At 69.2% G+C, this 13,343-nt stretch carries 15 protein-coding genes; 8 read left to right on the top strand and 7 right to left on the bottom strand.

Going from position 1 to position 13,343, the window contains the following annotated elements:
- On the bottom strand, nt 1-214 hold a 214-nt coding region (locus A3IC_RS65145; protein WP_040877050.1), incomplete at its 3' end, for a transposase.
- A 269-nt stretch (nt 215-483) separates the two neighbouring features.
- Between A3IC_RS65145 and A3IC_RS0122655 the strand changes: the two genes are divergently transcribed.
- Nucleotides 484-879: a UTRA domain-containing protein gene (locus A3IC_RS0122655; protein WP_020552345.1), complete on the top strand. Its 396-nt coding sequence runs from the start codon at nt 484-486 to the stop codon at nt 877-879.
- 4 nt (nt 880-883) lie between these two features.
- Here A3IC_RS0122655 and A3IC_RS55965 read toward each other — a convergent pair whose 3' ends face one another.
- Nucleotides 884-1,078 carry a hypothetical protein gene (locus A3IC_RS55965; protein ID WP_040877041.1) on the bottom strand — a complete coding sequence of 65 codons (195 nt, stop codon included), beginning with the start codon at nt 1,076-1,078 and terminating at the stop codon, nt 884-886.
- A 310-nt stretch (nt 1,079-1,388) separates the two neighbouring features.
- On the opposite strand from A3IC_RS55965, the gene A3IC_RS62535 reads away from it, so the two are divergent.
- The 5 genes from A3IC_RS62535 (at nt 1,389) to A3IC_RS0122685 (ending at nt 4,838) form a co-directional block, all read left to right on the top strand.
- Complete coding sequence (locus A3IC_RS62535; protein ID WP_158696056.1) at nt 1,389-2,936, top strand: hypothetical protein; 1,548 nt, start codon at nt 1,389-1,391, stop codon at nt 2,934-2,936.
- Nucleotides 2,933-3,481: a flavoprotein gene (locus A3IC_RS0122670; protein ID WP_020552348.1), complete on the top strand. Its 549-nt coding sequence runs from the start codon at nt 2,933-2,935 to the stop codon at nt 3,479-3,481. The genes A3IC_RS62535 and A3IC_RS0122670 overlap by 4 nt, the downstream gene beginning before the upstream one ends.
- Nucleotides 3,482-3,536: 55 nt before the next feature.
- On the top strand, nt 3,537-3,863 hold the full coding sequence (locus A3IC_RS0122675; RefSeq protein ID WP_020552349.1) for a DUF6247 family protein: 327 nt from the start codon (nt 3,537-3,539) through the stop codon (nt 3,861-3,863).
- On the top strand, nt 3,860-4,093 hold the full coding sequence (locus A3IC_RS0122680; protein ID WP_020552350.1) for a hypothetical protein: 234 nt from the start codon (nt 3,860-3,862) through the stop codon (nt 4,091-4,093). Before A3IC_RS0122675 ends, A3IC_RS0122680 begins: the two co-directional genes overlap by 4 nt.
- 64 nt (nt 4,094-4,157) lie before the next feature.
- On the top strand, nt 4,158-4,838 hold the full coding sequence (locus A3IC_RS0122685) for a hypothetical protein (protein ID WP_020552351.1): 681 nt from the start codon (nt 4,158-4,160) through the stop codon (nt 4,836-4,838).
- Nucleotides 4,839-5,614: 776 nt separating this feature from the next.
- On the opposite strand, the gene A3IC_RS68865 is transcribed toward A3IC_RS0122685, so the two are convergent.
- Nucleotides 5,615-5,782, bottom strand: a complete 168-nt coding sequence (locus A3IC_RS68865) for a hypothetical protein (RefSeq protein WP_158696057.1) — start codon at nt 5,780-5,782, stop codon at nt 5,615-5,617.
- Nucleotides 5,783-6,237: 455 nt separating this feature from the next.
- Here A3IC_RS68865 and A3IC_RS0122695 point away from each other — a divergent pair, with 455 nt between their 5' ends.
- A complete protein-coding gene (locus tag A3IC_RS0122695) occupies nt 6,238-7,797 on the top strand; it encodes an ABC transporter substrate-binding protein (RefSeq protein ID WP_020552353.1) in 1,560 nt (519 codons plus the stop codon).
- Between the two features lie 78 nt (nt 7,798-7,875).
- Here the strand turns inward: A3IC_RS0122695 and A3IC_RS55975 are convergent, their stop codons facing one another.
- Both A3IC_RS55975 and A3IC_RS0122705 read right to left on the bottom strand, forming a co-directional pair.
- Nucleotides 7,876-9,639 (bottom strand): transthyretin-like family protein, encoded by a 1,764-nt coding sequence (locus tag A3IC_RS55975; protein ID WP_158696058.1) that lies wholly within the window; start codon nt 9,637-9,639, stop codon nt 7,876-7,878.
- A 467-nt stretch (nt 9,640-10,106) separates the two neighbouring features.
- Entirely contained in the window at nt 10,107-10,385 is a 279-nt protein-coding gene (locus A3IC_RS0122705) for a hypothetical protein (protein WP_158696059.1), read from the bottom strand.
- 204 nt (nt 10,386-10,589) lie between these two features.
- Here A3IC_RS0122705 and A3IC_RS72620 point away from each other — a divergent pair, with 204 nt between their 5' ends.
- Nucleotides 10,590-10,718, top strand: coding sequence for a hypothetical protein (locus tag A3IC_RS72620; RefSeq protein ID WP_020552356.1), 129 nt, complete (start codon nt 10,590-10,592; stop codon nt 10,716-10,718).
- Nucleotides 10,719-10,887: 169 nt separating this feature from the next.
- Here the strand turns inward: A3IC_RS72620 and A3IC_RS0122715 are convergent, their stop codons facing one another.
- Complete coding sequence (locus A3IC_RS0122715; RefSeq protein ID WP_020552357.1) at nt 10,888-11,745, bottom strand: amidohydrolase family protein; 858 nt, start codon at nt 11,743-11,745, stop codon at nt 10,888-10,890.
- 267 nt (nt 11,746-12,012) lie between these two features.
- Nucleotides 12,013-13,341, bottom strand: coding sequence for an enolase C-terminal domain-like protein (locus A3IC_RS0122720; RefSeq protein WP_020552358.1), 1,329 nt, complete (start codon nt 13,339-13,341; stop codon nt 12,013-12,015).
- Nucleotides 13,342-13,343: the final 2 nt, after the last annotated feature.

Below are 13,343 nucleotides of genomic sequence, written 5' to 3' on the forward strand. Positions count from 1 at the left end.
CCAGCTGCCGCTCGCGGTCCGATTTCGGGCTTTCGTCGGATTCCGCGTTGCCCTCGTGGGAGAGGCGATATTGCTTCACCCAGCCCCTGAGCGTCGTTTCGTTGACTCCGAGCTCGGTGGCGACGCGGGCGATCGGGCGCGGGCCCTCGATCACCAGGCGGACGGCCTCTTCCCTGAACTTCTGCGGATATCTAGGTGGCACGTTCTCTCTCATTTCCGAATCTCGACAACCCTACGCGGGTCGCTGTCCGGAAGAAATAGAGCACCTCAGGACGCGGGGAAGTCCCCACGCAGGTGGGGGTGAGCCGCCCGGCCGTGTCGGCCGACAGCAGGTTGGTGGGAAGTCCCCACGCAGGTGGGGGTGAGCCGCCCGGCCGTGTCGGCGTTCAGCAGGTTGGTGGGAAGTCCCCACGCAGGTGGGGGTGAGCCGGGCCTATCGAGGGTTTGCAGCGATACCAGCCCACGGTGAAGCACTCTCTTCCCGTGAGGACCCTGACCGAACCCGCCGCCCCGTGGCCGCACGGCACCGGGGAACGGCACCTGTCCCGCACCGAGGCGCCGTCTGCGGTGGCGGACATGCTCGGCCTCCGGATCGGCGCCCGAGTCCATTGCGAACGCGTCGAGTTGCTCGACCCCGACGGCCGGACCAGCCACCTGCTGGTGCGGTACACCAGCCGCCTTCGTCCGGTGCCCGGCGCACACGCGTTGAGCGATCTATCCGGGCGCGCGGCCGTGGCCGGTGAGGCGGGCATGCTCGGGGTTGCCACCGGTCCGATGCTCCTGGTCGTGCCGGTGGTCAGGTACTCGCGGGACGGACGCCCCGCGGCGGTCGACGAACTGTTGCTGCCGGCGGACCGGTGGCGAGTGCGGCTGACGTAGCGGCCTACCTGCTGGCGCGCTTGACGTCCTCGACCTTGGCGGACCACTTCGGGCCGCCGCTGTACGGCTTCACCCAAACGCGGCCGCGCTGCACACTGCCGACGACAACACCGGGCGAGAATGCCGGGTGGTCGAGGATGTACGTGACGTGGCTCAGGCCGACGGCCGACCCCATGTCGGCCGGTCCGGCGACTCTCATCGCCCGATCCGAGTGGCGCTCCCCGACCGCGCGCCGGTGGACATGACGCACGACGAACTCGTTGCGCTCCAGCACGAGATCCGGGCGTACCTGCTGTACCCGGTCCCCGGCCCGCCGCACCGGCGGATGTCGAACTCGGGCGGCTGACCCCGCCCGTTGCCGCTCGCGCCCCTTCCCTGCGGGCGGCCCGGCCCGGCGGTGATCCGACGCCGCCGGGCCCACCATCCTCGCCCGGCCTCTGGTGCCTGAAGACCCCCGCACACCAGGCCGGGCGAGACCACCGCCCACCCGCTACACGATGGAGACAGTAATGGCCCAGGACGCGCCGCCCGGAGATGGCGACCGTCATATCCACTCCCGTGATCGCCGGTTTGTGCATGCCCCTGGCGAACCGCTTGGCAAGGCCATGGACGAGGCCGGATCGACGGCCACTGTCGAGGCCATTCATCCGGCCATTTCCGTGCCCGAACGACCGCCGAGCACCTACCGTGAAGGGACGATTCGCTCCCCGGAGGACGCCACCATGCGGCCGTATACGCCAGGCAATCCCGCCCTCGTAGCCGCACGCCACGCCAAGGGCCGGCACTCGCAGGAAGACTTCGCCGAGGCCTTCGAGCTGCGCGCTCTCCAGATGGGCGAACGTGTGGCGGTCTCCGCGCGCCAGGTTCGCCGCTGGGAATCGACCAATCCCGGCCGGCCGCATCCACCCGCCAGGCGAGTGCTCGTCGCCCTGTTCGACGCGCCCATCGAGCGCCTCGGGTTCATCCCGCCCAGTGTCACCCTCCCTGCCGGAGCCGAGGATGCGACACCTGACGATGCAGACATGAACCGACGATCGTTCCTCGCCTCGTCCGTAGCCGTCTCCGTCGTGCCGCCGCGACTACCGCGCAGCCCCGCCGAGCTTCTCGCCGATCCGCCTGCGGATCCGCTCGACTCCGTGCGCGCCGAACTCACCGCACACGGCGGACCCACCATGGATCCCGACGAGTTGCTGCGCGGTGCCCGATCGGCCAAAGGCCACATGCAGGCGTGCCGCTACGAGGTGCTCCTCGCCGGCCTCCCGGGCCTCCTCGCCGCAGTCCGCGGAACCCAGGACCACACCGACGACCCCCGCGTGCAGCACGCCGCAGTCACCGCCTACCACGTGGCGGCCGGCCTCCTTCTCAAGCGGCGTGATGCCGCATCCGCCTGGATCGCAGCCGACCGCGCCGCCCGAGCCGCTCACATACTCGACGAACCCGCCGCGACCGGCAGCGCCACGCGCATCGTCGTCCACGCCATGGGCGCCGTCGGCCACCATCGACAGGCCGTGAAGCACGGCGCCCTCGCCGCCGACGACCTCACTCGCTACCTCAGGAAGGACACGCCCGAACTGGTCTCGGTGTTCGGCGCGCTCCTGTTGCGAGCGGCGTGGGCTGCATCCGAAGCCGGCCAGGGAGACACCGCCGCCGCCCTCCTCGCCGACGCCGAGCAGGCCGCCCGGATGCTCGATGGCGACGGCAACCGGCAATGGACCGCATTCGGCCCCACGAACGTGAAGGTCCACCGCGTCTCGCTCGCCCTCACCCTGGGCAATGCCGGCCACGCCGTCGAAGCGGCGCGCGGCGTCGACGTGTCACAGCTTGAAGTAGCCGAGCGGCGGGCGGTGTTCCGGCTCGACGTCGCGCGCTCCCTCGCGGCATGTGGACGCACTGAACAGGCCGGTATCGCCCTGCTCACGGCCGAGGAGCAAGCGCCCGAGGAGATCCACTCCCGCACCGTGGCCCGGAACCTCACCGGCGAATTGGTGCGCCGCGACGAGTACGGTCGACTCCCGGAACTGCGTTCGCCGGCCGTCCGATCGGGAGTACCCCTGTGAGTCGTGTCCTGTATCTGGTCGTGTGCGCGGCGGGACCCGCGCCGGGCGTCGTCACGCTGATCGACGACGCGATCGGGCGGGGCTGGGACGTGTGCACGATTGCGACGCCGGCGGCACGAGACGGCGGGTTCGTCGATGTCGCCGCGGTCGAGGCGGCGACCGGGCGGCCGATCCGGCACCGCTACCGGCGGGCGGACGAGCCCGGCCGGTGGCCGAAGGCGGATGCCGTCGCAGTGGCGCCGATGACCATGAACACCTGCACGAAATGGGCGCACGGGCACGCGGACACCTACGCGCTGGGGGTTCTCACCGAGGCGATCGGGCTGGGCCTGCCCATTGCCGCGCTGCCGTTCTGGAATGCCGCTCAGGCCGCACACCCCGCCGTCGACCGGGCGGTCGAGACCCTTCGCGGCTGTGGGGTCCGGGTCCTGTACGGAGACGAGGGGTTCCGCCCGCACCCGCCGGGTACGGGCGGCAGTCGCATCCCTACCTACCCGTGGGCCCGCGTGCTCGATGCCCTGGGCAGGCGCGCGATCGGCGCGTAACCCGCCCGAGTGCGCCGGCTACCGATCGCCCCCGCCGCGGTGCCACGCTGTCCGCATGGACGAGACCATCGACCCCCGCCTCCCCCAGCACACCATCGGCTTCGGCGGGACCCACCACGCCACCCCCGCCGAGATCCGGGCCGAACTCCCCGACGACCTCCGCATGGAATTCGAAGAGGAATACCAGGCCGCACTCGCCGCCGCGAACGCCGACGGCAACCTCCAGCCCCTCGCCGACATGCTCGGCCCCTGGCAGGCCGAGGTCCGCATGCGACGCAGCTCCGACTGGCCGGAGACCGAGGAGATCATCCGGCGGATCAACGCCGGCCTGCCCGTCGACACCGTCCCGGCCGACCGCACGCAGTGGGGAGACAACCCGTGAGCTACGGCGTCGAGTCCACCTACACAGTGCAGCGCTGGCTCAAGGGGCAGCCGGCCCACGTGAACAGCGCCTACGACGACATGACCCGACGCCTCGCCTCCGATCCCTGGCGGGTCGGCTCGCCCACCCGCAGCAACAACATGCGCGAGTACGCATTCTGCGTGGAGGGGACGGCGACGTTCATCATCGAGGACCGGTGCGTCACCGTCACGATCGTCCAGATCAGCTAGGCCACCCGATCGCCCGGCCGCGCCCAGCGGCCCGGTGTCGGACCCGGCCGGTAGCGTCGCGAGGATGCACGACATGCACGACATGCACGACAACCCCCACGCTCGACGCCGTCCAAGCACGCCGGGATGCGGCTGGGACGACTGCGGGTGGCAACTGGAGCCCACCGTACGGTCCGTACGCCTGCACGACACCGGCGGGGAGACGCTGCCGATCGTCTGCGTGTCGCAGCACCTCACCCACTCCTCCTGCACGGCCCGCGTGATCGAGGGTGAATACCTGACTCGCTTCCTCGACAAGGCGTACGTCGCCGACAGCGGCTCGAGGGTCAAACTGTCAGCCATCTTCGGCGGCGACCACAACAGCTACACCGCACCCATTCCCGGCAGACCGCCACTGCCGGCCGTCGAGTTCATTGGCCGACCGGGTCCACCGGACCCACCGCTCCCGACGCGATCCGCGTCCCCGACATCCACACGATGCTCGCCGAGGACGCCGCCCGCGGCGAGCATCGTGTGGATGTCGGGGACGCTCCTGCTCACGCTGCTCGACGTCGACGTCATCGACATGACCGGCCTCTCCGCCCACCACGGCGTCCGGGCTCGACTCCACCGCAGCACCCTCGCCGGCATAGGTGAGCGCGGAGATGTCGGTCCCGGCCTGGTATCGATGTCGACGACCGCTGGTAGCGCAGAGGCGGCGGTCCTTGTGGGCCGCCCGTGCAGCGGCGAGTCGTCGACCGGCTGACTGGGGTTCATGCCGATGGTCGTTTCTGCCAGGGCTACTTGGCCCCGGAAGGTACCGGCCCATGGACGAGGGCAGTATTACGCCGTCGCTACCGCGTCCGCGCCATTGGTGACCGCCGCGAGTCCTCTCTTTCTGACACCATCACCGACCGAGACCATTGTTGCCCGACGGGTCCACGCCCCCGCACGGGCGCGCCATACCGGAACCGACACACTGAACACCCGCGACCCCGACCGCCACCCACGCGCTCCACGGACGCTCCCACCACCCCTGCGCCGCCGGAACACGTACATGGCATACCCGTTCCGACCAACACCGCGAACAGGACAAACCATGCGACCTCACCGGCTTTCGCGGGCAGCCGACGACCCGCGAGGCGAATCAGGCAAGAACCTTGCCACAATGACCCTTTTTACATCACGAATCGGCAAAGCCCCCGAGTACTCGCAGGTCAGCAAGGAAGTCCCCACGCGAGTGGGGGTGAGCCGGGCGTGGAGCACCCCGTGATGTCGGATGAGCTGAAGTCCCCACGCGAGTGGGGGTGAGCCGGGGCGTGTGCTCACCCTGAGTCACCGTGTGCCGAAGTCCCCACGCGAGTGGCCCAGCGCGGGATGCGCCAGAACGTGTGTCGGGGCGGCCCGTTCGCGCGCAACGTCGTGCAGGAGCAGATGGAGTTGCCCGGTGCGTTGGCCGGGTGCGTGTGGCTTGTCTCGGCGCGCATGGCCGTCACGGGTCGCGGATCGGTCGGTCTCCGCTCGGCGGGCGGGCCGCCGCGGTCAGCCGTGCTCGCCCGCCTGCCGGTCGTACGCGCGCACGATCGCGTCCGGCAGACCGGGGAAGTGCTCGTCCGGATCCGCCCGCCGCAGTGTGGTCAGCCTGCGGTTGCCCTCCTCGCGCAGCACCCCTGTGCGGGGACACGCGGCCGTGAGGACGCTCGAACCCATGAGCCGTCGATGCTCGAACTCCCCGGCCCCGCCGCGGCGATGGCTTCGATCAAGCACCGTGCTCGCGAGGCCGGAGTCCGCAGGAGTGGGAATCTCGCGTCGGATGGATAGCCGCCTCGCGAACGCGCCTATAGCTTCTGTTGCGCCGCGAGGCTCGGGGCGTGATCCGTCCGTGTCCCGCGGTGTTCTCGCCACGTCCCGGTAGCGATGGACGGATCGACACGCGAGGCGTGCGACGCGCGGAAGTGCGGCGCGAAGTGGTGCGCGTACTCAGGCGATCCGCAGCCCCGTTCGCGACGATTCGACCGGTTGACCGGCGACGCACGGTATCCATATCTCGTCGATACAGGGCAGGTGCACACCTCGTGCCGTTCGCGCTGCGAACCACGCGAAGAACCACCGGACTCGGTGGCCGCCTTCGCAATGTCGGACCCTTCCGAAATGTACTGCGCCCCTTGTCCCCGGCCCTGGCCCTGGCGATGATCTGCCTGAGCGCCACGGCCGGATGCGGGCTCGTCGGCGGCGACGAATCCGACGCATCGGGTACACCACAGGCGGGTGGCTCGGCCGTCTTCCTCCTTCCGGGTGAGCCGCGCGGCCTGGACCCGTTCAGCGCGAGCTATCCGAACGTGGCCGACGGCAACCGGATGTCGGCGCTGTACGACGTCCTGGTCTGGACGGAGCCGGCGACCGGCACCGTGCACCCCAAGCTGGCCGAGTCGTTGACCAGCGACGCCCAGCTCACGAATTGGACACTGACCCTGCGCGCGGGACTGCGCTTCTCGGACGGCTCGGTCCTGGACGCCGCCGCCGTCAAGGCGACGTGGGACGCGCATCGGGACCCGACGGTCAATTCGTTGGTCGGCGGTGTACTGCGGGACGTCAAGCTGATCCTGGTGTCGGATCTACAATTGCGGATCGAACTCCCGTCCGCCAACGCCAACTTCGACCACATGGTCGCCCGCAATCTCGCATTCGTCGCCCCCACGAAGTTCGTCTCCACTCCGGAGGGCCGAGCCGCCCTCAAGCGCACCCCGATCGGCGCGGGCCCGTTCAAACTCGCCGCCTGGGAGCCCGGGAAAGACCTGCGCATGGTGCGCAACGAGACCTACTGGCAGAAGGGACTGCCGCACCTCGACGAACTCGTCTTCCGGGTGGACCGCAACATCGCGGCCGCACCGGAGTCGATCGCGGAGAGCCGAGCGGACATCACCGTCACCACCGACCCGACCGTGTTGGGCGAGGCCCGGGGCAAGGACCTGAAGGTTGACGAGACACTGCTCAACGGTGGCCTGATGATCGCCTTCAACCTGCGCAAGCCCCCCTTCGACAACGCGGACGCACGTCGGGCGATCGCGTTGGCGCTGAGCGGCGAGGAGCTCAACCGCCGCTTCTACAAGGGTCTCGGCGTCCAGGCCAGGGGCATTTTCAACGCGAGTTCCCCGTTGGCGAACGTGAACCTGGCCGCCGTGGAGAACAAGCCCCAGCAGGCGGGCGAGCTTTTCGCGAAGCTCACCTCGAATGGCCAAAAGCCTTTCGTGTTCCACTACTTGGTACCCGACAGCCCCAAGTCCCGGGAGATCGCCGAGTACATCCGGCGGACGCTGGCCGGATACCCGGGGGTGACCATGATCGTGGACGTCGTCGACATCGCGTCGCTGGTCACGCGTACCTCGGCCAAACACGACTTCGAGGCAACCGTTTTCCAACTGTGGGCCGACGACGTGGAACCGAGCATGCATCAGTTCCTGGTCACCGGGGGCATCAACAACATCACCGGCTACAGCAACTCCGCCGTCGACAAGGCACTGGGCGAGGGCAGACTCTCTCCCGATCCCAAGGTCCGCCGGGACGCCTACACTCGCGTGCAGACGTCGCTGAACCGCGACATGCCTTTCTGGGTGTACCTGGAAGCCTCGGCGGCAGCCGTGCACAGCCGGCACATCACCGGCGTCGAGCCCTTCAACGACGGACTCGTGCACTTCGACCGGATCACCCGAAGCACCGCCAAATGACCGACCCCACCCGCGGGTCCGAACGATCGGCATGACACGTACGGTGCCGCCCGGTCAATGGCCGGGCGGCACCGTACGTCAGTAGTCGATCGCGCTCTGGTAGAGGCTCTTCAGCGGGCCGTCGGCGGAGGTGTCGTATCCGTCCGCCTTGCGGTGCTGCCAGAATTCGGCGAACGTCGCGGAGCGGTGCCGCAGGAAGGTGTTCCAGACGTTTCCGGGCGCGGCCTCCCCGTAGACGTCGGAACCCTCGTTCGTGGTGTCGGTGAGGTCGATCAGCGCACCGGCCACGCGGCCTTCGACCGCGTCACCGTCGTCCCAGCCCGATGTACTCCAGGTGGGTGTCTCCAAATTGAGGGACGAACCGCTGGGCCACCGGTAGTAGGGATCCTTGTACACGCTCGCCGGTACCCACTCGGCGAAGCCCTCCACCCAGGCGCAGCCCGTCGAGGATTTCGCCGAAACGCCGTGCGGGCTGCAATTGGGGATGGGCGGCGCGAAGTCCTCGTAGACGTCGGCCATCAGGGCGTGCGTGAGTTCGTGTACGACGGTCATGTGCGAGTCGGGAGCGTCCGCCTTGAGATGGATCTGCTTGTTCCCGAAGTAGTTGCCGACCGTGGAGTCCGGTGCCCAGTTGACGACGACCTGACGGCACGTGGTGTCCAGGGCGTCCCAACACGTGTTGCCGGGAACCCATTTCCAGGCGTCGTTGAGCGCGTCGAAGGCGTGCAGGGCGCGCATCCGGTTGGCCTGGGTGGGCTTGCGGTTGCCGAAGGCGGTGGTGCTTCCGTTGGCGACGTCGGCGACCGTGGGAGTGGTGAACGAGAAGGCGTTCGTGGTGCCGGTCGCCTGGACGCGCCAGTTCTTGTTGCTGGTGGTGAGCTTGACGTATACGTCCTGACCGCTGTTGTTGCTCTCGGCGTTGTCGAAGCACAGCTTGTACTCGCCCTTGGTGCCGGTGAGGCCACTGGCGAGGAGGTCGTGCGCGTTGCTCGTATCGGCGTCCCACGCCTCGACGGTCATGTTGACCACCGGCTTGGTCACGCCCTTCTCGTCGACGTACAGCCACTTGCCCGTCGCGCACGCGGTCGGCGCCGCCGCGGCCCGGGCGCGCGGTACCACCGGATCGTCCCCGGCCGGCGCGGGCAGGCCGGCCGTGAACAACGATTCCGCCGCGAGGTGGGGAGTCGACTCCTGCGGCGCCACGTCCGGCGCGACCTCGACCGAGTCGGAATCGGTGGACCGCTCCGCGCCCAGGCTCGATCTGCCCGGCGCCGCGCCCACGGTGAGCGGGATCAGGTCCTCGGCGGCGTCCACTTCGGCACGCCGGTCGGCGGCGGCGCGTACCTTGATCTCCGCCGGACCGGCCGCCTTCGCGACGATCCGTCCGGTGTACGTGGTGCTCTGCCCCGCCTTGAATGTGCGCACGGTCGCCGCGCGCTCGATGGTGCCCAGGTGCACCGGGTTGGGCGAGGGAAGCGTGGACCGGGTCAGTCCGACGGGCGCCTCGAACCAGGCGAGGTTGGCCGGCAGGTCCGCTTGTACACGTACATTCCCGGCCGCGAATTGCGACCGTACCTCGAATCGCACGGTGGCCATCTCGCCGACCGCGAGCGGGTGGTCGACGCCGGCGTCCACCGAAAAGCAGCTGCGCTCCTCGCCCGCTTCGGGTGCGTCCGGATTCGGGCGGCTCGTACATGTCCGGGGGGCGGCGGAGTCCTTCCCCGAGCCGGCGGTATCCCATGCCGCGAACGCGCCGGCCCCCAATCCGACCTGGATCGCGACGGCTCCGGCAACGACGATGACCACGCGTCGCCTGCGCCGTACCGCTATTCGATTGATCATGGCGCTCGAACGTAGCCACTCGCATCGACGGCCACTATCCGATTCACGCGAACCGCGCCGGGGCGTCGCCGGCGCACGCGACCGACGATGCGGTCCGGCGACCACGCACGGGGCGGACGGTCGGTGTCCTGCCCCGCGCGAAATCGGAAACCGGGCCCCTGGGCCGGGAATTCGGGCGTGCTGTCCATGCCGCCTGTCATCCCTGTCCGAGGTGCCCGGCTTCGGCCCGGCGGATGGATGTCGAGCGGAGTCCGGCGCACCCTGCCGAGGCGGGACCCTGAGACGCCGGACGCCCCATCGACCGTCCGGCCGGGCGTCTTCCCGAGGCGGTGCATCGCTGTCGTCGCCTCTCGGGCAGCCTCTCGCATGCGACCGGCACTGCCAAGTGGTCGAGGGCCGGCATTTGTTGGTGTATCGACCACCTCGTCGACCCCTGCCCGGGGCCGATTGTGCAACGGCGAATATCGCTACCGGACGTATAGCGCGAAATAGCCCAGCATGATGTCGTACGGGCATTTCCACTGGGAAAAGCCCTCACGCTGATACTGCTGACCGGCATCCACGCACTGGCTGTACGTCGTGTAGTGGTTGACCAGCATCCAACCGGCCGCCGCCTGCGCGGGAGCCTTGTCGGCTGACGCCGCTGCGGGTCGGGCGTCAACCGTGGCGGCTCCGGCCGTGGTCCCGATTGCACTCATCGACGCGATGGCCAGTGCGGTGGTGAGCAGTGCAGCACGCTTGCGCATTCGGATCTTCCCTCCGATGGGGCGAGACATAGAAATAAGGCAAAGCGAATCGATCATTGTTGGCACACCACACGGCCCGCAAGACATTCACCCGCTTTGCCCGAGGCAAACCCGAGGCCACATCGAGCATTGCGCGCACAGGAGTTGAGGCGGTGTCCCGATACCGCGAACCTCTATGCCGGTTGCGTTGGGCACGGTTGCGTCGTGATCGGGTTCGCGCTCGAGGAATCCGGCTTCGTGGCGGGATTCGAGGTGTGGGTGACCGTCGATCAGCCCGGGCGGATCGCGGCCTACCCGGTCAAGTTCCTGTACACACCGAAGGCCGACTCGTAATTCCTGGGTGCTGGTTGCGCATCGGCCCCAGCCGGTCGAGGAGTTCGTGTCGAGGCGTCCGCCGACCGCCCGCCTCGCGCGTCGACGTCGACGCGCGAGGCGGTGTATGGGCGGACGCGTCGAGGTGAGCGCGACCACGCCGGTATCGTGCGCGGCCGCTGACCAACCGTCAGATGCCGTACACCGCTCGGGCCGTGTCCCCGAAGACCCGATCGCGCTCGGTCGTGGACAAATCGGTGCACAGCTGTGCCGTCAGCGAGAGCACGTCGTCGTAGGACGCCGCGAGCGTACAGACCGGCCAATCCGAGCCGAACATCGCGCGTTCGGGGCCGAACGCCTCCAGCGCGTGTCGCGCGTACGGCAGGATCTGTTCGACCGTCCAGTCCCGCCAATCGGCCTCGGTGACCAGACCGGACACTTTGACCGCGACGTTGGGCAGCGAGCCGAGGCGGCGGATCGTCGTGGCCCAGGGTTCCCAGGCGCCGACGCCGATCTCGGGCTTGCCGATGTGGTCGAGTACGAAGGACTGCTCGGGATGCTCCCGGGCGACCTGCCACGCGGCGGCCAGTTGTGGCGGCTTGACGAGCAGGTCGTACACCAGGCCGGCGGCCGTCAGTGCGGCCAGCGAACGGCCGACGTCCGCGCGCAGCAGCCACCGTGGGTCGGGCTCGTCCTGCACGAGGTGCCGGATTCCGACCAGACGCTCCCCACCCGGGCCATCCCGCAGGACGGCGATTTGATCCGCGGTGTCCGGTGCGGTCAGGTCCACCCACCCGACGACCGCGGCGACCGGCGTCGCCGGATCGGCGGCGATGGCCAGGAGTTCGGCGCTCTCCGCGGTGTCGGTGACCGCCTGGACCGCGATCGTCTCGATGGGGCCCGAGTTCCGCATGGCCGCCACGAGTTCGGCCGGCCGGAACCGCCCACGCAGCGGGTCGGCCCAAGCACCGTCCATCCATCGGTATGCGCGTTCGTTGGTATCCCACAGGTGGTGATGCGCGTCGACCCGCGCTCGGACGCTGCTCATGCCGCCTCCAATTCCGCCCACAGCTCTTCGGTGATCACCCGGGCAGCCAACGGTGCGACGCGGACCGTCGAACCACCCGGCCGAGTATCGGTCATGAGCGCTGGTCCTGCGCCTTTCCGCTGGTGACCCGGGACAACATGAGTGCGAACAGGTCGCGCCGACCCGGAGCCCGCGGAGCACGATCGGCACCGCCGGCGCGACGATGAAGGCGTTGATCCTGACCTTGACCACCAGGAAGCCGTTGACCGCGCCGACCGCGGCTGCCGCTCACACGAACACCTCCGCACGGTCGGCCCAGACGGCGCCGTCGGGGTAGGCGTACGCGGCGAGGGTCGTGGGGAGTATGCGCGCGGAGAAGCCGGGGGCGGTGGGGGCCACGTAGTGACCGTCGGCGATCCGCGCCGGCTCGGCGAAGTGCTCGTGCAGGTGGTCGACATACTCGACGACCCGGTCGGCCGTGGTGGCGCTGACCGCCAGGAAGTCGAACATGGACAGGTGCTGCACCACCTCGCACAGCCCGACGCCGCCGGCGTGCGGGCAGACCGGAATGTCGAAGTGCGCGGCGAGCAGCAGGATCGCGATGTTCTCGGTGACTCCGCCGACACGGCACGCGTCCAGTTGCAGGACGTCGATCGCGTCCGCTTGCAGGAACTGCTTGAAAAGGATCCGGTTCTGCACGTGTTCCCCGGTCGCGACCTTGATCGGCGTGATGCCGGCCCGGATCGCGGCGTGCCCGAGCACGTCGTCGGGCGAAGTCGGCTCCTCGATCCAGTACGGGTCGTAGGGCGCCAGCTCGCGCATCCAATCGATGGCCGCCCCCACGTCCCAGCGCTGGTTGGCGTCCACTGCGATCCGGATGTCGGGCCCGACGGCCGCACGGGCCAGCCGCATCCGGCGGATGTCGTCGGCGAGGTTGCCGCCCACCTTGAGCTTGATCTGGGTGAAACCCTCGGCGACGGCCTCCTCGGCCAGTCGCACGAGCTTGTCGTCGTCGTAGCCCAGCCAACCCGGCGTCGTGGTGTAGGCGGGATAGCCCCGACTCAGGAGCAGCGTCTCGCGCTCCGCGCGACCGGCCCGGTTCCGGGTCAGCATCGCCAGGGCCTGATCCGGTGTCAGCGCGTCGGTCAGGTATCGCCAATCGACCAGGTCCACCAGCTGTTGTGGGGTCAGGTCCGCGAGGAAGCGCCACAGCGGTTTGCCGGCGGCGGTCGCGGCGAGGTCGAAGGTGGCGTTGACGATGGCCGCCGAGGCCATGTGGATCGCGCCCTTCTCCGGGCCGAGCCAGCGCAACTGCGAGTCGCCGGTCAGGTTCCGCGCGAAGCCGCCGAGGTCACCGAGTACCTCGTCCAGGTTCCGCCCGACCACGAGGTGCTCGTGGGCGCGCAGGGCCGCCACGCACACCTCGTTGCCGCGTCCGATCGTGAAGACGAAGCCGTGTCCGGCGAGTGGTTCGCCGTCGGGGCCGGTCGCGTCGGTCCGCAGGATCACATAGGCGGCCGAGTAGTCCGGGTCCGGGTTCATCGCGTCGGAGCCGTCGAGTTCGCGGGAGGTGGGGAAGCGAATGTCGTGCGTCTCCAGAGCCGTGATGTTCGCCATGG

This window comes from Embleya scabrispora DSM 41855 (assembly GCF_000372745.1).
Classification (GTDB): Bacteria; Actinomycetota; Actinomycetes; order Streptomycetales; family Streptomycetaceae; genus Embleya; species Embleya scabrispora.

What these genes read in the sequence shown, in the direction of transcription:
- A3IC_RS0122715 (WP_020552357.1), bottom strand. Translation starts at nt 11,745, where the DNA reads ATGAGCAGCGTCCGAGCGCGGGTCGACGCGCATCACCACCTGTGGGAT.
- A3IC_RS55965 (WP_040877041.1), bottom strand. Translation starts at nt 1,078, where the DNA reads ATGAGAGTCGCCGGACCGGCCGACATGGGGTCGGCCGTCGGCCTGAGC.
- A3IC_RS0122685 (WP_020552351.1), top strand. Translation starts at nt 4,158, where the DNA reads ATGCACGACATGCACGACATGCACGACAACCCCCACGCTCGACGCCGT.
- A3IC_RS62535 (WP_158696056.1), top strand. Translation starts at nt 1,389, where the DNA reads ATGGCCCAGGACGCGCCGCCCGGAGATGGCGACCGTCATATCCACTCC.
- A3IC_RS0122705 (WP_158696059.1), bottom strand. Translation starts at nt 10,385, where the DNA reads ATGCGCAAGCGTGCTGCACTGCTCACCACCGCACTGGCCATCGCGTCG.
- A3IC_RS0122675 (WP_020552349.1), top strand. Translation starts at nt 3,537, where the DNA reads ATGGACGAGACCATCGACCCCCGCCTCCCCCAGCACACCATCGGCTTC.
- A3IC_RS68865 (WP_158696057.1), bottom strand. Translation starts at nt 5,782, where the DNA reads ATGGGTTCGAGCGTCCTCACGGCCGCGTGTCCCCGCACAGGGGTGCTG.
- A3IC_RS0122720 (WP_020552358.1), bottom strand. Translation starts at nt 13,341, where the DNA reads ATGGCGAACATCACGGCTCTGGAGACGCACGACATTCGCTTCCCCACC.
- A3IC_RS55975 (WP_158696058.1), bottom strand. Translation starts at nt 9,639, where the DNA reads ATGATCAATCGAATAGCGGTACGGCGCAGGCGACGCGTGGTCATCGTC.